Genomic DNA, 22,555 nt, shown 5'->3' on the forward strand with positions numbered 1-22,555 from the left:
TTAAAGGAGATCAATCAGAAACGCCCAAGTGAATAAATACAACTCCTTTCCTGCCCTCGATAGCAAAATCAACCCATTCCATCTCGTACCATTCATCCGTTATCAATGAAACAGCTAAAACCCTTTTGACCTCTACCAGTGCATCAAGTTGATCACTTATCTGTTTGATAAATTCGTCTCTAAAGCTTTTTATGGACATTGAAAAGGCGTTATCGACATCCTTAAGAGAAGTAAAAGCTGAGCCGCAACCGCCCGGTGTTGTAGGTAGGAGATAGGAAAAAAGCCAATCATGAAGTGCTGCATTGATCTCACTACGCCAGTCTATGACTTCACTAAAGCTAACCCTGGCATCCTTATAAAAACCCTTAAGATAATTTTCCGTTGCAATCTCTAATGGTTTTGATGCATCAATTTTAGTGATTTCAAACGTATAGCCGTGATTCGCTTTATTGTTTACATAGGATAGCCCTGTGAGTATCCCGTTTAACGTACCCAATTTATAGTCAAAGTTGTCCATTTCAGTTACTACACGCCTTTAGCCATTGAAAACGGCAACCAATAATTCTATCTGCCATTTTAAATCAACAACATAATCTGCTTTCGCCTTCCCCTCAAGCGAATAGTGATTGAGATTGCTTTAAAGACGTGGCAAAAGTGGCTGTTAACATTAGTCAATGTGAATAGGCTCGCCATGGCATTGACTCACCGACACGCAGCAAGTCCGTCCTTGGATGCTCGACCGCCCCGTCCATGGTGCGGACGGTCGTCTCGCCCATCACCATGGCTCTCCTGTTGAGCATCGATGCAATCTTTAGGTTCAATAGACAATATAATTGCCGCGAACAATCACTTTTATAGCAATACCTTGTTACTCTAAGTCACGTATAAAACTGAATTTTTACTATATACAATTGAAAATCTAGAAAATTTAACAGTGGGTGTCACAATAAATTACCTCCGCGATCACATGGATATGAAAGAGTAGCCATGTTACCAATGGTCACTTCCATTTCAGTGCTTAATCCCGCTAACTACTGCGTATCCTGTTAGCTTGAACACGGCTCAATTTTGTCTTTTCGTTGCAAAATTTAACAATGGGTGTCTCAATAAATCCTTCGTACATTCTGTACCCCGAAAGCTAACTCGGCATCTATGCCTCGCTCACACGATTTTCTTCAACGCCCTTCAGCAACTTCGCAGGGGAGGTGAACTTCTGTTGACTCAGTGTCGGTTGTTAATTTTAAAAGAGTTATTCTTGTCCCATATTTTAACGACGTATATCCTATCTTTAGCTTTTGTTGTGTCCTGAAGTTTCATATAAATCGTGTTCAAGTAACTTTTACTGTATATCTTGTAGGCGAACTCAAAGTATATAGTGTTGTTGATTTAAAAGTGATGGCCAATTTTGTAAGTTATTTTGGAGATAAGTGATGCTTACAGTTCTTTACCCAGAAATTATACCAATGATTCAACAAATACCTTTTGGGATTTTTCCAGAAAGTTTGACATCAACAGGTGAAGATTACCAAGCATTTATTGTTAAGGTGCCAAAGGAAGTCATTCTAACAGCAAAGGTTAACGGAGGATTTAAGCTGTATTTAATACCAGTTAAGGTTGATGATTATATGGCTTTTGGTTTAATTTCTGCATTTTTTGACGATGAGGATGAACCTTTAGTTATTAAGACTCCATTGCTACTAGAAGAAATTTCTCATAATTTTTTTAAATTTATAAAAACAGGGTTTCTTAATGTTCACTTTTTTGATGAGTTAACAAGAGAACTATTAGTATATCGAGCTGATGTCATAATTCCTTATGAAACTCTCAATAAAATTAATGAGGTAGTTTTTCTAGAACCATCGTTGTCAAATGCAAATAAAATAATACGAGCTATGGAGATTTCGTTCAGTTCTAGAACAGAAAAAGATGATGAGCAAGCAATTGATATTATACTTAATGACCCAATATATGGAGGTAATATTTTTTTTCAAGATATTCATACAAAGCGACATTCGTATCATGGTTCTCGAGGACATAGTCATACAATGTTGGAAAGACAGGAGCCTGGGCGCTACCAAGAAGAGGATATAGTTCAATGCCTTCTTTTCACATTCCAACCTGAGCAAATATTTCTCAACCCTAAGCGGACTTATGATAACGAAGAAATGTGCGATATACTGATTATAACTGATACTACATTACTGATTATTCAAACTAAAGATAGCCCTAATATAGAGAGGATTAATCGGCAGAAACTACCCAGAAAAAGAAAAAATGTGTTGAGCGCATTAAAAAAAGCTACTGACCAAGTAAATGGAGCTATTAATTATTATCATCGTACGCCAGGAAAGTTAGAGTTTCTCATTGATGAGAAACTGTATCATTTTGATACAAAATTCATAAATATCAAGGCATTGATAGTGGTTAAGGAGTTATTTATGGATCAAACTATTGAATTTAGTCCACAGATTATTGATGTTTATAAAAAAAAGAATGTTCCATGTATCGTATTTGGTTATCCAGATTTTTACCAGTTTTGCTTTAATCTTAAAAATGAAGATGCTTTTTTTAATGCGCATCATAATGTTATGGAATATGCAAAGGAGAAAGGTTTTTTTCCTCAAATTAGCTTTTGGTAGAAGATGAATTAAGGATTTATTGAGACACCCATTGTTAAATTTTCTAAAAGTGATGTTAGGCATCATTCTGTGTAGTGCATTGCGAGCAGACCGCGCGAAAGCTAGCAGCAGTTCACCTCCTTCGGAAGCGATAGCAATTTATCCAAAATTTAACATTCCCACTGTGATAAGCTTGCGGCTTTCAACTCTGGCCATTGGCCAATTACGTTAAGGATAACCCATGCGTTTGAGTGTTATCGGCTCCATGTTATCGGGGTTATTATTCCTAAGCGCCAATAGTGTTGGCGAGTCGTTTGAAACTGAGATTGTGTCGGAAAGCGCGCAAGGCGGTCAGTCAGTTAAGCTTGAAAGCCCATTGCCATCCTCGGAATCTAAGCTTGGGGAGATTAAGAGCTTAATCCAAGCGGCGATAATGGATTCGCCGCAGCCATTTAGTGGCAGTGTTATCCTGCTTGAGCGAGGCAAGCCACTGCTTGAATTGCAAAAGGGCGACGGTATTAGTAAAGATTCGCGCTTTGTAATGGCATCGCTCTCTAAACAAATCACTGCAACCTTGATATTACAGGCGGTTGATGCGGGGAAACTCGATTTAACTCAAACGCTTAATCATTACCTTTTTGGTGTTGCGAAGGAAGATAACAAGGCACTCCAAGGCGCTGTGGCGGGGACAAATTCAAGTGCAAACGCTTTAAATCCTAGTCGATATGATGAGCGAATTACGCTGCATCAATTACTGACGCATACATCGGGTGTCGATAAACTGGGTAAGGCGAATCGATTTGAACCGGGTAGCCAATTTGAATACTCCAACTTTGGTTATTCCCTGCTTGGGCAAGTGCTTGAAAAGGTTAATCACCAATCCTTTGCCGAGCAAGTGGCGCAGTTTGCAACGCGATACCAGCTTCATGGTTTGAGTGCAGAGCTTGGCAGTATTGCGGCTATTCACGCCAAAGTACCTTCACTCGCCGTTGGTTTACAGGAAAGTGAGGTGATTGCCCCCTCTGATTTAGTGCTTGATGAAGCTTTGTTGCCCGCAGGGGGATTGATTGCCTCGCCAGCCACTTATGCCAACTTTCAGCAGCAATTACATGCTGGCAAGTTGTTAAGCCCTGAGAGTTATCAACGGATGACTACGGCGCATACCGAGATCCAATTTTTATGGCCGAATATGCACTACGGTTATGGGGTGAGAATCAATCAGGACGATGACCTCGTCGAATACAGTCATACGGGCTATTTAACCGGCTATATGTCGATGACACTGCATTATCCCGAATTTAATTTGGATTTGGTGATGCTGGAAAATCTCTCCTTAAACCTTAACGACCGTTACCGGGTATTTGAACTGCATAATCAGATCCGCCAAATTATCCGTAGCCAGTTGCTGCTAGCTAAAGCCTCTAATGTTTAAGCCTCTGATGTTTAAACTTAGCTTTCGCCATTATGTGGGCTAATAGGCGGCTAAACCTGCTGGTCTGAAGCTTAACCTTGAAAGCATAAAGCCTCAAATGTAGGGGCTTTATGCTTGTTCTCCTTGGTTGCCAAGGTGCTAACTGCTACCAAAAGCGCTTTCTTAGGGCGGTTTCGATTTCAATCTCTACTCTAAAGTATTGTAAAATTGTCCAAACAGAATCGACTAAGGCTTCGGTAAGTGCGGGATAATCATCCCCGATAACCTTGTTGATTTCATCAACCATTTCATCGAGATAGTCCTGAACTCCTTCTTCAAATTCGGCCTTTGTCGCTTGATTGCGGAAAAAGCTAAAGTTGTCGAGCTTTTCAATCAATAGTTCCACCTGCTCTTTAACCGAGTTTAACTGTTGAGCTGTGATGCTTGGATCGCTGGCTATCGGCTTAAAGAAATGCTGCACTCTGTTTTTGAGATCAAACAGCGTCGGGATTTGGCTTCTATCCACCGCCGCATCACTGACCTCTAGTCTAGTTTTTTGGGGTTGAGCGGTTTTTGGCGCCTCCACATGGGTTGTGCCACATTCAAGAGTAAGCGATGCGACTTCTGGCTTCGCTACCTTATGTTCAATAATTGTGGGGGCTGCTGGTATTTCACGCCCTAGCTTTTGTAATAGCCGACGTTGGAAATAACTTTGTGGTTGGGCTTTTCCAAGAGCTTGCTCAAGTTGAGTTTCACTGTAGGGGACAATTTGCAGTAGTACTTCGAAAATCTCTTTATATTCCTGCTCCATCGTCACGTTTAGCGGGTTATTACCGACACTATTAGTTACGGTTAAGTCAGCGCCATATTGCTGCAATAGTCTTAAGATCCGCACCGCCGTTGATTCAAAGCGAGGAAACTCATTCGAGCTGCCGCCCATCACGGCGCAAAGGGCGGGGGTGGTGTCTTCGGCATTGATGGCATTGGGGTTGGCGCCATGTTCGAGTAACACCTCAACGCAGGACTGCGCGCCGTAATAGCAGGCGCACATCAGTGGTGTAAATTGTTCATCTACTGATAATTCTTCAATTTTGGCTCCGTGGCGCAGTAATAGTTCCACAGTATTACGTCGCATCGGGCCAGTGATTTGGTCCCACCAGTAGGTCGAAATCGCCTTGTGCAGAATAGGCGAATTATCATGGCCGCAATGGGTAAAAATATCCCCGCCTTGGTTAATCAGCCATTCAAGTACTTGGGTTCGACAGGCGATGGCCGCAGCGGACACATAGTTAGTGTTGTAGATATTGGTAAGGCTTAAATCGAGTCCCTTGGTGAGCAGATATTCCATCACTTGGATAAGTGTGGCTTGATCTTCTTTACCCGAACCACGTTGGCAGATAGTCAGCAAGCTTGGTTCATCCACTGCACCAAATTTTTTATTGATATCCATACCATATTTTATGAAGAGGTCGAGAAACTCCGGTAGAAAGGTTTTCTTCTCGACCATCGGATAAACCAATAGTCGCAAGTTCGACCAGGCCAACATTTCGTAGGGTTTACCCGCATTCATAAATACAGAATTGGGATCCGCGCCATATTTGAGCAACAGCTCTAGTGCTTGATAGATATATTCCCGTTGATTCACATCGGTAAATTGGGCGTTATTAATAAATTGGTTGAGCACGGGTGAATGATCGGCGTCAGGCGGTGTCATCCTATAGATGCGATTGATATCGACGGTCGCCTTAATCAATTTTTCGATAATTCTGAGGTCAAATTCTGAGGTCAATGCCGCATAGAGCAAACTTTTAGCGTGGGAGTCGGCTTTGAGCTGCGGATAATGATCTAGCAGATATTCAGTGTATTGTTGTGATTTAGCATAGACACAGAGTTCGAGTAAATTGGCGTCATCCCAAAAGCTGCTATCGTTGGCCATAATATAACGGGACTTTTTAAACTCAGGATAGCGTTTTACTAATGGCGCGAAGGCTTCAACTCCCCAAAAGTCGCTGGAAAAAATAATCTCTTCAATCAGGCTTAATTGGCCAATGTCCAAATAAAGATCTTTATTAATGAGATGTAAAAAGACATCTTTACTGCGCTCAGCATAAAGGATTTCTAAGGGATGATTTAACTCGCCATTGGTCCAAAAACTCACTGAATGATTGATATCCAATCCCAGTTCAAGCAAGAGGTCGATCATGGCAATACGCTGACTGTCTTGGTAGATATACTGAGGATTTGGATGAAATAAGTAGTTTAACCAGCAGTTATTAAATTGATTTTGATAGTAAACGTTAGCACCAGCCTTGAGGTAGAGCTTTACCAACTCAGGATTATTAAACTCAATTGCTGCGTGCAGGGCACTAAAGCCATTGCATTCAATTTGAGCGCCATTATCCAGCAGATATTGTATCAATTCGAGGTCAGATTCAGGGCTACGAGAAAGCGGGACTAACACATTACACGGGGAAATATCGGGATCAATAAAATTAATATCACCGCCATTGGCGAGGTACTTATTATTTTTTTGAATTTTCTTGGCTGTAGACAGCTCGTTATTAACACATATTTCCCGCAGGGTGAGATTATTATCACCAAAAATCCAATTTAGCATGGGCTTCCCTTTTAATGCTTTAACAATAATGCAGCAAAATCATTTCAAACACACATCATTTAACTGAATGATTTTATGTGTATTTTAATATGGTTAGCCACTAAAACTCTATGCTAATAAGGAGAATTAAAGACTGATTTTAGTTGAATAAGTGATTAACTGTGTTGGTTGGCATTGATTGCCGCTTATTATCAGGCAGGATGTTTAGCGAAGAATATAGCGGGGATTTACTCGGTTGGCAGACCATCCGTGGCCTGCTAAATGGAATTATTTAGGTTGCAATGGTAATAACATCGGGATCTCACAGGCATCGTGGCCGGTATTTCCTAGTGGTGCGCTCAGAGGGTAAAAACCTAAGTGTTCATAGAGCTTGAGTGCTTCTTTTAATATCGCAGTCGTTTCTAAGTAGCAGCTTTGGTAACCCGTTTGACGGGCAAAGTCGAGAGCGAGTAGTGCTAAACGCTTAGCTAAGCCTTTACCGCGGATTTCGGGCATAAAGTACATTTTTTGTAGTTCACAAATGCCTGCATTATTGGCAAGTGGGGCAATGCCTGCACCACCAACGACTCTACCTTCATATTCAACAACCCAATATTGAGCACCCGCTTGCGAATAAATCTGGCTTAGACAATCTAAGGTCGGGTCAGCCACGCTATAGCCTTTATCTGCGGTTAAACCATATTCGGCAGATACATCGCGGATAACTTGGGCTATGGCGGCATCATCGGCGGCTGAGGCTGCACGAATTATGCAGCCTGACTGTTGTTTGGCTTTATCTATTGCTTGGTTGTACTGCATGAGGGCTTGCTCAATATGGTGAATTTGATCAGAGGTGAGTTGCGCTAAGATTTCTTGAAAAAGCTGATTTTGTTGGCTATTGAGTTTTGCGAGTAACTTTTTACCTATAGGCGTCAGTTGTACGACAAGGCAACGACTATCCTTAGGGTGCATTTGGCTCTGGGCGAGATGCTTATCGATTAAGTGCTTTATTGCTCGGCTAGCATTGGATTTATCAATGCTTAGTTTACTGGCGAGATCTTTAATGGTTTGCGGTTGATTACCGATCTCAAGCAAAGCATGGGCTTGCACGGGGGAGAGAGGTAAATCACCGACTGCTGCGTTAAGCATGCCTAGATGCCTCACCATATAGCGAGAGAGCTGCCGGAGTTGGCTAGATGAGTCTAAATCATTTGCCATAGTTTAATTAAACGCCTTTACGTTATGCAACGTTGAGCCTGACGAGTATTGCAAGCCGGTGGGCTAGCTAGGCTTATATCGCATAATTTAGTTGCAAGTTACAACTAAATTAGCGGGCTTTACGTTGTTTTGCAATATTTTATTAACAAATTTATGGGTAAATCTCGGGATTTAAAAACGGCGCCATCGCGAGAATGATCGCTTGGGTATAATTGCTTTCACGAGTAGCGTGGCCGTGGGTGAGCAGGCCTATTGCGCCACCTTTTTGTTTGATATTGACAGTATTAAACAGTCTATCCATCACATGACCCAACTCTTCACCCGCTTCAAGTGCTTGATAGACCTGCATCGGCAGCGGTAACAGAGCGCCACGGCCAATGCTTAAGCGTTGCTGGTGAGCAATCGCAATATAGGCAAAGGTTGCTGGGCCAAACTCGAAATGGTCGACGCCGCCTTCCATCGCAAAATAATAATCAGCTTCGGTATGCCGTTGGCAATAGTTAACGCGATTCACTGCACCTTGGCGGGTATCGCTATCTGTCATGGGCTGGGCGGGGACGCCAGAAGGTGCGTCCATGCTGAGGGTTTCAATCTGGTATTCAGGAAACAGCAGCTTCATCGCATTGGTCGCAGCATTCACTTTGACGGGGTTTTTCGACCCAACGATTACCTTGATAATATTTTGTTGCATATAAGTTATTTATTTTGATTTTTAAAGTGGACGCTCATATGGATCATTGCTTAAATGGTCGGAGGTGTCTCGCCTATGGGTTTTCTATTCTGCCATATTCATTGCTATGACTCAGTAAAAAGAGCTCAGTAAAAGCAAATGTTTGGGGAGCAAATAGCCATAGCCGAGCATCAGGAAGCGACATGCCATTATTGCTCCTTCAGTAAGTTAGCTGATTTAAGCAGTAAAGCGATGTCATTGAAGGAACCAAAATTAAGAGATAATAATAATGAAATTCAACAAACTCATGATCGCGATGGGGATGGCCTGCGGGGTGATGCTCACAGGCTGTAACGATAGCGAAGATAGTACTCCACCTACCGAACCTGAAACCCAACTGCAAACCTTTGCCCCTAATGGCTTACTCAAAGCCAATATCCGACGAACCACCTACGGCGTACCCCATATCCAAGCCGACAATTTAGAAAGCCTAGGTTTTGGTAGCGGTTACGCACAAGCGCAGGACAACCTCTGTGTACTCGCCGATGGTTTTATTAAGGCGAATTCCCAGCGCTCTATGTACTTCGGCCCCCATGCGTCGATAGATTTCACCACGGGGCTACCTACTGCCGAAGATAATGGCAACTTAATCTCCGACTTTGCCTACAAAGCCTTAAAAATCCGTGAGCAAGCCGAAGCTAAGTGGCCGCAGTTTAGTGAACGCTCTCGTGCATTAATCCAAGGTTTTACCGCGGGTTATAACCAGTATCTTGCGGATGTGGAGGCGGGCAAACAAACAGCAGAACCTTTCTGTGGCGGCCAACCTTGGGTAAAACCTATCGTGCCTGAAGATGTGGTCACTTATTTGTTTTCCATTGCATTGTTACCCGGAGCGGCTAACTTCCTCGATTTGATTTTCTACGCTAATCCTGGGGATGCGCAGGAATATATGCCACGTATCGTGGGGCCTGCGCCGAGCCAAGAGCAGACCGCGTTTGTTAGCGATATGCAGTCTAAATTGATAGCCCGTGCTGCCCGTATTACCACGCCAGAAACCAATCCTCGGGATTTAGGATCTAACGGGTGGGGACTGGGTAAAGATAAGACCGAAAATGGTCGCGGTATGGTGCTGGGCAACCCGCATTTCCCTCATACGGGTAACCTGCGTTTTTGGCAATCCCATATTACCATCCCTGGGCATTTAGATATGATGGGGGGCTCGCTGGTGGGGATGCCTGGCCCGATCAATATAGGTTTTAACAAAGACTTAGCTTGGACTCATACCTTCTCAACCGCTGAGCATTTTGTGATGTACAACCTTGAGTTGGTCTCGGGCGATAGATTGCAATATCTGTTTGATGGTAAGCCCATGCCGATCAATAAAGAGACGGTTTCTATCATAGTGAACGCCGGTCCTGCGGGCATGTTAGTGGCTGAAAAGGATATTTACACTACGGCCAAAGGCCCTATGGTTGAGGCGCCACCTACGCTTGCGCCTTTTGGTTGGGATGATGGCAGCGCCTTTATGATCCAAGATGCCAATATGGCGACAATGGATCCTGTCGATCACTGGCTCGCCATGAACTTAGCGACCAATAAAGATGAATTTCAACAAGCCTTTAAAGATTACGACGGGGTTATTTTCAACAACACTATGTATGCCGATAAAGAGGGTAATGCCTTCTATATCGATGACTCGACAGTACCCGGTTTGTCCGAGTCTGCCGTTGTGCTGTTAAAGACTTCGCCCGATATTAAGGCGGCAAAAGAGAAAGCAGGCTTTACTATTTTGCCGGGTAATACTTCCTTGTTTAGCTTTAGTGGCCCCACGCCCTATGAACGTGCGCCTAAGCTGGAGCGTAGTGACTTTGTGCAAAACTCCAATGACTCCTTCTGGTCAACAAACTTGAATGAGCCCCTGACGTACTTCTCGCCTATGTATGGCCCAGAAGCAGGGCAATTATCACTGCGTACCCGTATGGGATTAACGCTAATGCAGGATGCGGCAGGGAGCGATGGTAAGTTCAATCTCCAAGAGTTGGAGGCTGCCGTATTATCAAATCGTAGTTACTTGGCTGAACTGGTCTTGCCGGCATTAATTGCCCAATGTGAGGCACAAGGCAGTACGCCTGTGGTAGTGTCTGCCAGTTTATCAAAAGATCTCACCTCAGCTTGTGCGGCGTTAAAAGCGTGGAATGGTAAGCAAGATAATGACAGCAAAGGCGGCGCCTTACTGCGCGAATTTGCCCATCAGTTTAATCAAAAGACGATGCTGACCAAGAGATTTGATCCCGCGAATGCGGCGACCACTCCGAATACACTGGCTACCGACGGCGGTGCATTAGTGGCGCTTGCTCATGCGGCGCTGAATTTAGAAGCCGCAGGTTTTGCTTTAGATGCACCGCTAGGTGATGTGCAGTTTGTCGAGAAGTCTCTTCCCGATGGCACTGCCAGCGGAGCGCGTCTACCTTGGCCAGGGAGTCACAACGCTGAGGGTGGTTTTAACGTGTTTTCAACTAGCTTATCAGGCGACGATACGCTAATTCCACAACATAAATATGCGCCTCTGATGGACGTCGTTACAGGCAAAGCCATGGGTTCTGGCTTAACGGCGAAGGGATATCAAATACGTTATGGTTCAAGTTGGATGATGGCGGTGAGCTTTACCGATGAGGGCCCTGTTGCGCGCGGCATACTCACTTATTCTGAGTCGAGCAATATACTGTCGCCTTCGTTTACCGACCAAAGCAATCTGTATTCCAGCAGTAAGAGTTTCCGTCCTTTACTGTTTAAGGAAGCTGATATTGCGCCAGCCGTAGTCTCAACCACTGAGTTGGTGCTGCAAAAAGCCCAATAGTGCTGCGCTAGTCGGGTGGTGATTCATTGGCCCACTTAGGTGGGCCTTTTTATTGGGTGGGCTTTTTATAGGTTGTTCAACGTTACAAAATGTAAAAATTTAACAATGCCGCTAGTGATCTAGTTCAAGTTTTTATAGTGGTTGTTTGAGCTTTGTTGTATTTATCGGTTTTTTGCGACTTAACACGTTTTTGTGGCTTTTATCGACGACAGAGTAATGTCGCTATTTAGGCTTAAGGGTAAATTTACTGTACTTTCTTGGTGATTAATTGTGATCACTTTGATGCGCTATTGAAAATTTATTACATAAATTCATAGATCTAGATCTCAATCCCAGCTTTATTTGAAATTCCATTACTTAAAATGGTTTTAGATCAACTTTTGCTTAAGCTTTTTCGCTATCCTTACGCCGAATTTTTTATGCGGTTTCACCGTAAGGTAATTTTACTATGCAAAAAGATGCGATCAGTGTTTTAGAAACACCTCAAAGCACGCAAGAAAGCACAACAAGACGCTTACCTTGGACGCGCCAAGATACTACTTGGATGCTGAGTTTATTTGGTACCGCTGTGGGGGCGGGCATTCTCTTTCTACCTATCAATGCGGGTATGGGGGGTTTTTGGCCCTTAGTCTTGATGGCCATCATCATCGGACCTATGACCTATTTGGCCCACCGTGGTCTTTCACGCTTTGTTTGTTCATCGAGCATTCCTGGCAGTGACATTACCCAAGTGGTTGAAGAACACTTTGGGATTGGCGCGGGCAAGGCGATTACGCTGCTCTATTTTTTAGCGATCTATCCGATTGTGCTGATCTATGGCGTGGGGATCACCAATACTGTTGATAGTTTTATCGTCAACCAATTGGGCATGGCATCACCGCCGCGTTTTCTGCTTTCTGGTATCTTGATTTTCGGCATGATGGCCGTGATGGTAGCCGGTGAGCAATTTATGTTGAAGGTGACTCAACTGCTGGTGTATCCGCTGGTAGGGATTTTGGCCTTTATGTCTTTGTATCTTATTCCTGAATGGAAAATGGATGCACTGCAAGTTGTGCCTGAAACTGGCGCCTTTTTAGGCACAGTATGGCTAACCATCCCTGTACTGGTGTTTGCCTTTAACCATTCTCCGGCGATTTCGCAATTTTCGGTTTCCCTTAAGCGCGACCATGGCGGCAATGCTGCACGTAAAGCCGATGTGATCCTGCGTAATACATCGATGATGTTAGTCGGCTTTGTGATGCTATTTGTATTCTCCTGCGTGTTGTCATTGTCGCCTGAACAATTGGCCGAAGCGAAGGCAAAGAACCTGCCTATTTTGTCCTATTTAGCAAACGTGCATGATAGCGGTTTTGTCAGTTATTTCGGGCCTTTCATTGCCTTTATCGCGATTGTTTCTTCCTTCTTTGGTCACTATATGGGCGCAACTGAAGGTATGAAGGGCATTATTGTTAAGCAATTACGCTCAAGCAATAAGCAAGTCTGTGACAATAAGCTGAACAAGTTTATCCTCGTGTTTATGTTTGCCACCATTTGGGGCGTTGCGATTAAAAACCCAAGTATTCTGGGAATGATTGAGGCGCTAGGCGGCCCAGTGATTGCGGCGATTTTGTACTTAATGCCAATGTATGCTGTGTATAAAGTGCCGGCACTAAAAGCTTATCGTCACCGTATCAGCAATGTGTTTGTGGTGATTGCGGGTTTACTGGCGATGACGGCGATTCTATTTGGTCTACTCAGTTAAGACTGAGATACATAAGCGGTTTAAATCAAAGGATCGAGCATTGCTCGATCCTTTTTTATTACTTTTCTTCGTACATTAGATAGTAACTTTGCTTCATCCCTAAGGCTTGGTAGGTTTGCTGAGCTGCGAGGTTTTCCTGCTCGACATATAAACGGAAGCTGGCGGCGCCACCATTGGCCTCGGCTAATTGTTTTACCTCAGCATAGAGTCTGCCATAAATCCCCTGACGGCGATTTTGCGGGCGAATATATACGCTCTGGATCCAGTAGTAATCTTTGGCTCGCCAGTCGCTCCACTCGAAGGTCACCATCAGCGAGCCGACAATTTCTCCTTCGATTTCAGCTACCAGATAAAAGCCTTTTTCGGGATGATTAAGTAGGGTATTGACGCCTTTGATAAGCGTGGTTTCATCTAAGGCAAGACCTTCGGTCTCTTGCGCCATTGCCTGATTAAATTGGACTAGGGCGCTAAGATCTTGCACTTTAGCTTTACGGATCAACATTTAACAACTCCTCGGCGGTTAATGACATTTACCGCTCTTGTGTTTGGGATGACGCTGATGTATCGGGATGAGTTAGGCATACACTGTAGCACGGAACCCCCATCAGAACGAGTGAGCACAGATCCCTATCGCCCTTTAATTGCGGCTAAATTTTGTACGACTAAAGTCTAATCTGCTAGGCTTGAATAAGGTTTTCACTAGCAGAAGTGGCGCGATTATGGGATTCGTTAAATCAACTCGTCGGTTTAAACCAATATTCTTACAACCTTATGATGCTCATAAAGATCTTCAAGTTAACCATGGGATGCACTTTATGCTAACTTTAGTTACCTTTGGCTTATGGGGGCTGGTTTGGTGGTATTTGATCCTCAAATCTCAGGGGGAAAATCAGTCACTCTTTAGCGGTTTCGATGATGACTACTGGAGCTACCTTATTGAGTGTGAGCAGCCGCCAGCATCGTTATATCGTCAACGTTTTGCTCCGTCAGACAATACGGCGCAATTCGAGGCCTAAGCGATGCTTTAGCTGGATTTTGCCGCGGTTGATATCAACGTGATATAGATCATCCTTAAAGTTTTATTGCTTATGGTAGACTCGGCGGCTGGCTAATTGAAGGTTAGTCCCGCCAAGGATAAGGCTTCGCCCTATCATCATTTCAAATTCAAGGTTATAAACATGTCAAAACAAAGGTCATCAGCCTTAGGCCGGATCTGGTCTGCTTGGATGTCAGTGCCCCTGTGGCTACAAATTTTCGTTGGTATGGTGCTCGGGATTCTGGTGGGGGTCACTTTAGGCGAGCAGGCTTCCTACCTAAAACCTATTGGCACGCTGTTTGTTAATACCATCAAAATGCTGATTGTGCCTTTAGTCTTTTGTTCCTTGATTGTTGGTGTCACCTCAATGGAGGATACCGCCAAAATGGGACGGATTGGTTTTAAATCCTTTGCGTTTTATCTCTGTACGACGGCGATTGCGATAAGCCTAGGCTTAGTGGTGGGCTATGTGATTCAGCCTGGTGCGGGTGTTCCTTTGTTGCAACACGAGGCGGTAAGTACGGCCAAAGAAGTACCCTCGGTGATGCAAACGTTGATTGATATAGTGCCCACCAACCCCGTCGCTGCATTGGCGAGTGGCCAGATCCTACAAGTCATTGTGTTTGCCGTGGCACTTGGGATTGCATTGGTATTGATTGGCGACCATGGCAAACCTGCGATTAAGGTGTTTGAGAGCCTTGCCGAGGCCATGTACAAGTTGACCGATATGGTGATGAAGCTTGCGCCCTATGGTGTGTTTGGTTTAATGGCATGGGTTGCGGGTGAGTATGGCATCGACATGCTATGGCCACTGATTAAAGTCATTATTGCCGTTTATATTGGCTGTATTATCCATGTGTTAGGTTTCTACAGCATAGTGCTGCGCCTATTTGCCAAGCTTAATCCGTTGCATTTTTTTAAGGGGATCAGCAATGCGATGGCGGTGGCATTTACCACCTCAAGTTCGGCAGGCACTTTACCTGCAAGTATGAAATGTGCGAGCGAATATCTTGGGGTAAACAAGAAGATCTCCAGTTTTGTATTGCCCTTAGGCACCACCATCAATATGGATGGTACAGCCCTATACCAAGGCGTGACCGCGCTGTTTGTGGCGCAGGCCTTTGGGATTGATTTAACGTGGGTCGACTATCTAACGATTATTTTAACCGCGACGTTAGCCTCAATCGGCACCGCGGGGGTACCGGGCGCAGGCTTAGTGATGTTGACTCTAGTGCTCTCGACAGTGGGCTTACCCTTAGAAGGTGTAGCCTTGATTGCGGGGATTGACCGCATTTTGGATATGGCGCGAACTGTTGTGAACGTCTCTGGTGACTTAGTGGCGACGACCGTAATTGCCAAATCAGAAGATGAGCTTGACGTTGAGCATTACAATGCTGATATGGTGCAAAGCGCCGTGATTGCAGAGCAAAATGCCGCAAACGAAAGTGCTGCGACTAAGAGTTAATCGATCGAGTTAAGATTTGATTCGAATAAAAAACCGCCAATCGGCGGTTTTTTATTATCGATACACTTTTATTTCAGTTGGGTTAACACTAGAACAGGTTTATCGTCGCTGCTGAGTAATGTCAGACGTCCTTGCACTAATTTGGCTTTAGCGACCAGTGGTAGTGCTTGCATGACTTTATGCTCTTGCTGCATCAATGAATCGACACAGGCTTTCATGGTGCTGCCACCAGGGATGATTTTCAACTCCTGCCCTTGCTGGTTATATTGACCAAAAAAGTTATTGCAGCTGTTATTGCCAGAAAGCTTACCTTCAGTATCGAAGGTGATTTGAGCCGGGCTGTAATCAACAGTCGGTTGTCCTTGGACTGCTTCAATATGCCAGCTTCCCTGTAATGACACAGTGTCTTGATGGGCGACGTCAGTACTCTGACAAGCCGTTAAGCCAAAAAGTAATGCGCTTAATAGAAATGTTTGTTTTAACATTGTCTCAGTTCCTTTTTCGATATTCATGGTAATAGTGTACAAGTTTAGCGAGAGATAAAAAGAGGTTTATATGCAAGATAGCATTAAAAGCACTATGAATTTGTTGAAGTTTTTACATTGGTTAGGGGTTTTGATGTTAGTTTGTGGACTTGGGTTTTATATGTTGACTCAATGGAGTCTAGAAATCAGTGGGATGTTATTGATCGCAAGCTTAATTGGCTTAGGCTTAGTGTTGATGTCACCTTATCCTGTGGTGTTATTTATCCAATGGGCGAAGCGTCAGGATGAGTTGCCAAAGTAATAATAGCGTTTGCGACTTTTACAACTCGGCCGAGTCTGCAGCGGGGTTGTTATAAAGCTCGGCATTGATCTCTTTTGCCTGATTACTGCTCGATTGTGTTGGCTCTTGCAACATAGATTTTAGTTTACTGCGAGCATCTTCCATCATGGGCGCTAACTTAGCCGTCGATTCAGGGGTAAAGAAACTGTAACTGGAATCGAGTTTAAGGTGATGATTTTGCTGTTCTAATTGTTTTTCGACCCGCTTCATAATGTGCAATATATCGCGTTCGCTATCGACAAAGGCTAACACCACAAACTGAGTCGCGCTGAAATGGGCTGCTACATCGGCAGTGCGAATGGTATCTTGAACCAAATTACCGAGTAGCCTGTGATGTTTCTCTTCTAAGCGGTTTTCCGGCGAGTCAGCTTCAATCAATTCGAAGAAAAGAATCCCCGCATGGGCGCCAAAGCGTCGTCCAAGATTGAGTTGCCTAGGAGCCATCATCATAAAGCCGTAATGGTTGAGCATGCCGGTCTCTTGATCGCGCATTGATAGCGATTCGATTCTATGGTTTTGACATAACAGGGATAATTCCTGCTGAAGCAGGATTTGGAAAGGTTCAAGCATGGCGCTGTTGCTTAAAGGATCGACCATATGGGGATTTAACACGCATAGTGAACCAAATTGACTGCCATCTGGCCATGCAATGGGGCGGGACAGAATGTATTGAATTCCGTCAAAATCTCTTGGAAGTTCATCGAGCATAAAGCGGCTTAAATTGAGATAATCTCCGTCTATGTTGCTATTTTTTAATGCTTCAAAGAGCGGGAAGTTATTTGGAAAAAGCGTGCCAGAAGTAAAAAGCGGCGTTTCGCTGACGGAGCTGACGATCACTTCAAAACCCGATTGCGTTATCTGTAATACAAACACGTGGGTAGCGCTGTAGTAACTTTTTATTAATTCGCATTGTTGCATCCAACGACCTAAATTGACTTGAAGTAGATCGTTGTCAAGCACACTGATTTGGGGATTGATAGTCTCTGGCAGCATAAAATGGCGAGTGAATGACCTACAATTCAATAAGTGTGGGAAACAATAGCGTTATTAGCAAATTTTTTCCTAAAAAATAAAGTCTTTAGCATTTATTTAAGTATACTGACGCGCTTAAAATCTAGCGATCAGCTCAACTTGGACATACCTCTGATGCAAACGCGATTAGCAACTAAACAAGATGTTGATATATTGGCCGCGTTAGAGCGCCAGCATCTCAATGATGAGTTAATGTCTAATGGTGTCAATTTGGAAGGGCAAGCATTTAATCGTAATGAATTAACTCTGCTAATTGATAAGCATTGGATTGTGGTCGCTGAAATTAACGGACGCATTATTGGTTATGTGATTGCGGGACGTTGGTCGTTTTTTGAGACCTGGCCAATTTATCGCAATTTGTTGAAAAGATTGAATCGAATCAATGGCGATGGTCCTCAATTAACGGTGCAAAACAGCTGTCAATACGGTCCCATCTGGGTTGATAAAGCATATCGTGGCCAAGGCGTTTTTGAGGCGCTTGTTACTCGCATTTACCGAGAAGTTGCGCCTAGTTTTACTTATCTGGTGACGTTTATAGCTGATGAAAATGAGCGTTCTTTGGCGGCGCATACTCGTAAAGCTAAAATGCAAGTTGCAGATTTTTTTACTTTTTCTGATAGGGATTATTATATTATGAGTGTTGATATTCGCTCATATGCACTCGCTCATCGTTAACTCGTTTTCCCGCCATATGTTACGTTGTTCAGCTTTCAAAAATCAGTATTTTTTTAGGTTGATTGTGTCCTAAAAGATTGATCGACTATGTTTTATTAAATAGTTGTCAATAATAACCTTGATATCATTTTTGAACTTCGAAATTTTCTGGACAGAAGTTTTCTTATCTCTGTACGTGAGTCCTTTATCGCGTTACTGCCGTTTATTCTTGTAAACTCACTACTATCACTGGTTATAGCATTATTAAGTAGTTGGATCCCGGAATGGCAAACAACGGCATTTTTTTATGGCTTAACATTTTTTTCAGTGCAGCTTACAAAGATATTTCCGTTGCTTGCGCTTATTTCTCTTTCCTTTCATTTTGCCAAATATCTTCAGCTTTCAGCGATTGTTGTGTGCTCAATCTCCTTTAGCATTTTATTAGCTTTGCATGTGCCAACCACAGAGGAAGTACTTAGCATTGATTATGTTGATGTGGTTTTAGGTGATCCTCGGGTGGTTTTATTACCGATTTTAACGGCATATCTATTGCGCATATTGGTTACTTGGCGATGGCTAGACTTAGTAAAAGGAAAAGCATTGAGTCGATACTTAAAACAGCATCTGAATATTTTTTTGCCAGTAGTTATTTGTTTTATGGTTATATTGATGCTTGTTACCGAAGCATCTGCCTTACTTAGTTGGTTTTTTTCGCCACTAATTGATACTTTGCAAACCGCTAGTATTGGGATCCAATTGTTTATCCGTATTTTATTAACCCATGTGCTCTGGAGCTTCGGTGTGCACGGTGATAATGCATACCTACTATTAATTGGTGTCGATAATGGCTTGACTGAGGTTGTACCTAATCTAACCGCGAGTCAATTTATGGATTTGTTTATTCTTTACGGTGGCAGCGGGGCGACATTATCGCTCATTATTGCTATTTTCATTAGTTCTAAAGACAGTGCAACACGCCATATTGCTAAGATTGCAACGCCCTTTGCATTTTTCAATATCAATGAAATATTGATTTATGGTTTACCTATTATTTTTAACCCTAGATTATTATTGCCATTTATACTCTCGCCCATAGTGAATTTTATATTGGCCTATAGCGCCATCAGTATAGGTATTCTAGAATTTGATGCTCATAGCTTTCCTTGGATAACACCTCCATTTATTAATGCTTATATGGCGAGTGGGCATTTTAGTGCTGTGTTATTTCAATGTTTTTTGATAGCTATCGGTGTGTTGATTTATCTACCATTTGTACAGCGATTTTCTTTAATGAGTGAACACTATGAGTTCGATCGAGAACTTATGAAAAGGATTCAATTTCAAGCAGATATTGAGCTGATGAATGAAACACATTATCTAAAAAAACAATCAGAGTCTTTAAAGGCTGAAATTAATTTAGAGAAAACCATCAAAGAGGTGTTAGCCGGTGAATTGCAGCTTCACTATCAACCTAAGATTGCTTTAATTGATGGTAAAGTGGTTGGATTTGAGGCGCTAATTCGTCTTCGGGATGAGTATGGGGCCTTAAAAGGCCCTTATTTTATTGATGCGTTTCAACGTGCGGGCTATTCCCACATTATTGATCGTTTTGTAATTAATACCGTTGCAGAAGATCTTGCTCGTTGGGCATTAGAGGGCTTTTTTCCTAAGGTCAGTATAAATATTGACCCAAATAACATCACCGATAGTCAATTATTAGCGATTATGAATGATAGATTAGGTAGTGTTGCTCATCAGGTCGAAATTGAGATGTTAGAATCGGCATTCATGTTGGATCTAAGCCGCATTGATAGCAGTATCAAACAGCTTAAGCTGTGTGGTTTCCGTTTTTGGTTGGATGATTTTGGTACTGGGTTTTCGAGTTTAAGTCTACTGAGTCGAATCAATGTTGATGGTATTAAGCTAGATCGCAGTATTCTCGCCAATGCCAGTGAGCCTAAAGGTCGTACTTTATATCTGCAAATTTGCAAACTTTGTAGTAGTTTAGGTTTTAGCTTAACAGCTGAGGGTGTTGAAACCCGTGTTGAAGCCGAGTTTGTAAAAGAAGCTGGTGTTGCTTATGTGCAAGGTTGGTTATATGCCAAGGCAATGCCAGGACCCGATGCTAAAGCCTTTTGGTTGGAGATAAATGGTGAGTAAATCCTTGGTCAATATCTTGTTGACTAACTATGCCCAGACAAGTTTATCGGCGTGGGACAACCTGCGCGTATTATTATCCGAGTGTGCCTTGCAGCAATGTGAGGCCCGAGGATTTGAAGTCGATTGCGACGATAGTCGCCCCCATTATTGGTTACAGATTGAAGATTGTTGGCTCGATTGCGGCCGCACCAATGCTTACAGTGCGGCTATAGTATGTTTAACGCCTGAGGTCGTTCAAGGTGCAAGGATAATTGGCGAACAAGAGTGTGCACTGTTATCCGCCGCGCAGATAAATCTGCTGTGTATGCAAAACGCCCATTTTGATCACTGTTAATCCGGATCACAGAATTAACCATTCCCCCGTCGGGAAATTTCCTTGATAGCCAAAAGGAAGCCGTCCCTGCAAGTACCAGGCAAAACGTTCTTTTGTGAAGTCACAGAGCGTGACTTCGGCTAACAATAAGGTGGCTAAGGTATCGGCATCATCTGCGACTAGTGCGCAAATCTCGGCAACGGTCATTATTTTCCACGTTTCCAGATAGGCGGTTTTCGCTATTTGAGCGACGATTTCACTAGATACTTGGGGCTTTAATCTGTTGGCTTGTTGATGGTCGCTAACACATAAGCTTTCATAGGGTTCAGTGTAGGGCGGTTCGAAAAAACGGCCGGGCTCCCTTTCAAGGCAAGTGGCTATGTCTAGGCTGCCTAAGGTGTTGGCCATGGGCTCGTGATGGCCTACCTTGGTCGCCTAAGAGCAGAATTGGAGTTGTGCGATTAACGGCTTCATTGAGTCTCTGTCTTTTGCCTACAGTGAAAGCCATTTTGTTGAGAGTAATGGGGTTAGGCAATACATCCTAAGCATAAAAAAACCGCCATTAGGCGGTTTTTTCTTGTAAAAGCATGAGCTTAATGTAGATTACAGACCTGCATCGGCGCGCAGTGCGTCAGCTTTATCCGTCGCTTCCCATGGGAACTCGCTGCGGCCAAAGTGACCATAAGCGGCAGTCGCTTGGTAAATTGGACGAGCTAAGTTCAACATTTCAGTCAGGCCGTATGGGCGCAGGTCGAAGTGTTGACGGACTAACTTGATTAAGACTTCTTCAGATACTTTACCCGTACCGAAAGTCTCAACACTGATAGAAGTCGGTTCAGCTACACCGATAGCGTAAGACACTTGGATCTCACAACGGTCTGCCAGACCCGCTGCTACGATGTTTTTCGCAACGTAACGGGCAGCGTAAGCAGCACTACGGTCAACTTTTGATGGGTCTTTACCAGAGAATGCACCACCACCGTGACGCGCCATACCACCGTAGGTATCCACGATGATCTTACGACCGGTTAAACCACAGTCACCCATTGGACCACCGATAACGAAACGGCCAGTTGGGTTAATGAAGTATTTAGTGTCCTTGCTCAGCCATTGTGCTGGCAGAACTGGTTTGATGATGGTTTCCATCACGCCTTCAATCAAATCCGCTTGGGCGATATCAGGGCTGTGTTGGGTAGACAGTACGATCGCATCGATACCAACAATCTTGTTGTCTTCGTAAGCGAAGGTAACTTGGCTTTTCGCATCTGGGCGTAACCATGGCAGAGTGCCGTTTTTACGCACTTCAGATTGACGCTTCACTAATGCGTGGGCATAAGTAATAGGCGCTGGCATCAGAATGTCAGTTTCGTTGCTGGCATAACCAAACATTAACCCTTGGTCGCCGGCACCTTGCTCTTTTGGATCAGCGCGGTCGACACCTTGGTTGATGTCTGGAGACTGTTTACCAATCGCGTTTAATACGGCGCAAGAATCGGCATCGAAGCCCATATCAGAATGGATATAACCAATTTCACGAACCGTTTTACGGGTCAGCTCTTCAATATCAACCCAGGCAGAGGTGGTCACTTCGCCACCTACTAATACCATGCCAGTTTTGACATACGTTTCGCACGCGACACGTGCTTTAGGATCTTGGGCCAGAATCGCGTCTAGCACAGCATCAGAAATCTGATCTGCAATTTTATCGGGATGACCTTCTGAGACCGACTCAGAAGTAAACAAGTGCTTTGCCATAGTAGGAAAATCTCGTTGTTAGCAATCAAACGTGTAGAAGCATCTACATCTAGACGGCTATTTTAGTGGAATTTCATCGCCATGACACCCCCAAAGCTAAATATTTCTGTACTTAGTGAGGTAAATCTCAGCTTTAAAATTTGAACTAAAAAGCATGTTAGTCATTTAACTGATTGAAAATAATTAATTAAAAGTGTTTAAAAT

At 43.5% G+C, this 22,555-nt stretch carries 19 protein-coding genes; 10 read left to right on the forward strand and 9 right to left on the reverse strand.

The features are described from left to right. Positions 1 to 10: 10 nt before the first annotated feature. Complete coding sequence (locus HG547_RS06555; protein ID WP_248278708.1) at positions 11 to 517, reverse strand: hypothetical protein; 507 nt, start codon at positions 515 to 517, stop codon at positions 11 to 13. 913 nt (positions 518 to 1,430) lie between these two features. Between HG547_RS06555 and HG547_RS06560 the strand changes: the two genes are divergently transcribed. Together HG547_RS06560 and HG547_RS06565 are read left to right on the forward strand one after the other, a co-directional pair. Next, positions 1,431 to 2,639 (forward strand): hypothetical protein, encoded by a 1,209-nt coding sequence (locus HG547_RS06560; protein ID WP_169547372.1) that lies wholly within the window; start codon positions 1,431 to 1,433, stop codon positions 2,637 to 2,639. A gap of 220 nt (positions 2,640 to 2,859) precedes the next feature. After that, the gene (locus HG547_RS06565) at positions 2,860 to 4,050 is read left to right on the forward strand and encodes a serine hydrolase domain-containing protein (RefSeq protein ID WP_169547373.1); all 1,191 of its coding nucleotides are present in this window, start codon (positions 2,860 to 2,862) and stop codon (positions 4,048 to 4,050) included. A gap of 145 nt (positions 4,051 to 4,195) precedes the next feature. On the opposite strand, the gene HG547_RS06570 is transcribed toward HG547_RS06565, so the two are convergent. From HG547_RS06570 to yjjX, 3 genes are all read right to left on the reverse strand, one after another. Beyond that, positions 4,196 to 6,646, reverse strand: coding sequence for an ankyrin repeat domain-containing protein (locus tag HG547_RS06570; RefSeq protein WP_169547374.1), 2,451 nt, complete (start codon positions 6,644 to 6,646; stop codon positions 4,196 to 4,198). 267 nt (positions 6,647 to 6,913) lie between these two features. Next, positions 6,914 to 7,843, reverse strand: coding sequence for a bifunctional helix-turn-helix transcriptional regulator/GNAT family N-acetyltransferase (locus HG547_RS06575; RefSeq protein WP_169547375.1), 930 nt, complete (start codon positions 7,841 to 7,843; stop codon positions 6,914 to 6,916). Between the two features lie 151 nt (positions 7,844 to 7,994). Continuing rightward, on the reverse strand, positions 7,995 to 8,534 hold the full coding sequence (yjjX, locus tag HG547_RS06580) for an inosine/xanthosine triphosphatase (protein ID WP_055647393.1): 540 nt from the start codon (positions 8,532 to 8,534) through the stop codon (positions 7,995 to 7,997). A gap of 268 nt (positions 8,535 to 8,802) precedes the next feature. On the opposite strand from yjjX, the gene HG547_RS06585 reads away from it, so the two are divergent. After that, positions 8,803 to 11,370 (forward strand): acylase, encoded by a 2,568-nt coding sequence (locus HG547_RS06585; RefSeq protein ID WP_169547376.1) that lies wholly within the window; start codon positions 8,803 to 8,805, stop codon positions 11,368 to 11,370. Positions 11,371 to 11,818: 448 nt separating this feature from the next. Then, a complete protein-coding gene (locus HG547_RS06590) occupies positions 11,819 to 13,111 on the forward strand; it encodes an HAAAP family serine/threonine permease (RefSeq protein ID WP_037414617.1) in 1,293 nt (430 codons plus the stop codon). Positions 13,112 to 13,169: 58 nt separating this feature from the next. Here HG547_RS06590 and HG547_RS06595 read toward each other — a convergent pair whose 3' ends face one another. Continuing rightward, complete coding sequence (locus HG547_RS06595) at positions 13,170 to 13,613, reverse strand: GNAT family N-acetyltransferase (protein WP_037414619.1); 444 nt, start codon at positions 13,611 to 13,613, stop codon at positions 13,170 to 13,172. Positions 13,614 to 13,830: 217 nt separating this feature from the next. On the opposite strand from HG547_RS06595, the gene HG547_RS06600 reads away from it, so the two are divergent. Next, on the forward strand, positions 13,831 to 14,127 hold the full coding sequence (locus HG547_RS06600; RefSeq protein WP_037414621.1) for a DUF4234 domain-containing protein: 297 nt from the start codon (positions 13,831 to 13,833) through the stop codon (positions 14,125 to 14,127). A gap of 162 nt (positions 14,128 to 14,289) precedes the next feature. Further along, positions 14,290 to 15,612, forward strand: a complete 1,323-nt coding sequence (locus HG547_RS06605) for a dicarboxylate/amino acid:cation symporter (RefSeq protein ID WP_037414623.1) — start codon at positions 14,290 to 14,292, stop codon at positions 15,610 to 15,612. A gap of 68 nt (positions 15,613 to 15,680) precedes the next feature. Here the strand turns inward: HG547_RS06605 and HG547_RS06610 are convergent, their stop codons facing one another. Next, complete coding sequence (locus HG547_RS06610; protein ID WP_144346610.1) at positions 15,681 to 16,097, reverse strand: META domain-containing protein; 417 nt, start codon at positions 16,095 to 16,097, stop codon at positions 15,681 to 15,683. 70 nt (positions 16,098 to 16,167) lie between these two features. Between HG547_RS06610 and HG547_RS06615 the strand changes: the two genes are divergently transcribed. Beyond that, positions 16,168 to 16,398: a hypothetical protein gene (locus tag HG547_RS06615; protein WP_037414628.1), complete on the forward strand. Its 231-nt coding sequence runs from the start codon at positions 16,168 to 16,170 to the stop codon at positions 16,396 to 16,398. An 18-nt stretch (positions 16,399 to 16,416) separates the two neighbouring features. Here HG547_RS06615 and HG547_RS06620 read toward each other — a convergent pair whose 3' ends face one another. Then, positions 16,417 to 17,430 carry a GGDEF domain-containing protein gene (locus HG547_RS06620; RefSeq protein WP_169547377.1) on the reverse strand — a complete coding sequence of 338 codons (1,014 nt, stop codon included), beginning with the start codon at positions 17,428 to 17,430 and terminating at the stop codon, positions 16,417 to 16,419. Positions 17,431 to 17,583: 153 nt separating this feature from the next. On the opposite strand from HG547_RS06620, the gene HG547_RS06625 reads away from it, so the two are divergent. The 3 genes from HG547_RS06625 to HG547_RS06635 all read left to right on the forward strand — a co-directional run bounded on the left by HG547_RS06625 (position 17,584) and on the right by HG547_RS06635 (position 20,617). Then, positions 17,584 to 18,144 (forward strand): GNAT family N-acetyltransferase, encoded by a 561-nt coding sequence (locus HG547_RS06625; protein WP_169547378.1) that lies wholly within the window; start codon positions 17,584 to 17,586, stop codon positions 18,142 to 18,144. A 186-nt stretch (positions 18,145 to 18,330) separates the two neighbouring features. Then, the gene (locus HG547_RS06630) at positions 18,331 to 20,283 is read left to right on the forward strand and encodes an EAL domain-containing protein (RefSeq protein ID WP_348981361.1); all 1,953 of its coding nucleotides are present in this window, start codon (positions 18,331 to 18,333) and stop codon (positions 20,281 to 20,283) included. After that, on the forward strand, positions 20,273 to 20,617 hold the full coding sequence (locus HG547_RS06635) for a hypothetical protein (RefSeq protein ID WP_169547379.1): 345 nt from the start codon (positions 20,273 to 20,275) through the stop codon (positions 20,615 to 20,617). Before HG547_RS06630 ends, HG547_RS06635 begins: the two co-directional genes overlap by 11 nt. A 6-nt stretch (positions 20,618 to 20,623) precedes the next feature. On the opposite strand, the gene HG547_RS06640 is transcribed toward HG547_RS06635, so the two are convergent. Further along, entirely contained in the window at positions 20,624 to 21,004 is a 381-nt protein-coding gene (locus HG547_RS06640) for a hypothetical protein (protein ID WP_248278709.1), read from the reverse strand. Between the two features lie 195 nt (positions 21,005 to 21,199). Next, positions 21,200 to 22,351 carry a methionine adenosyltransferase gene (gene metK, locus HG547_RS06645; protein ID WP_037414745.1) on the reverse strand — a complete coding sequence of 384 codons (1,152 nt, stop codon included), beginning with the start codon at positions 22,349 to 22,351 and terminating at the stop codon, positions 21,200 to 21,202. Positions 22,352 to 22,555 lie beyond the last annotated feature (204 nt).

It is taken from the genome of Shewanella sp. DNRA4, assembly GCF_012843185.1.
Taxonomy (GTDB): domain Bacteria; phylum Pseudomonadota; class Gammaproteobacteria; order Enterobacterales; family Shewanellaceae; genus Shewanella; species Shewanella xiamenensis.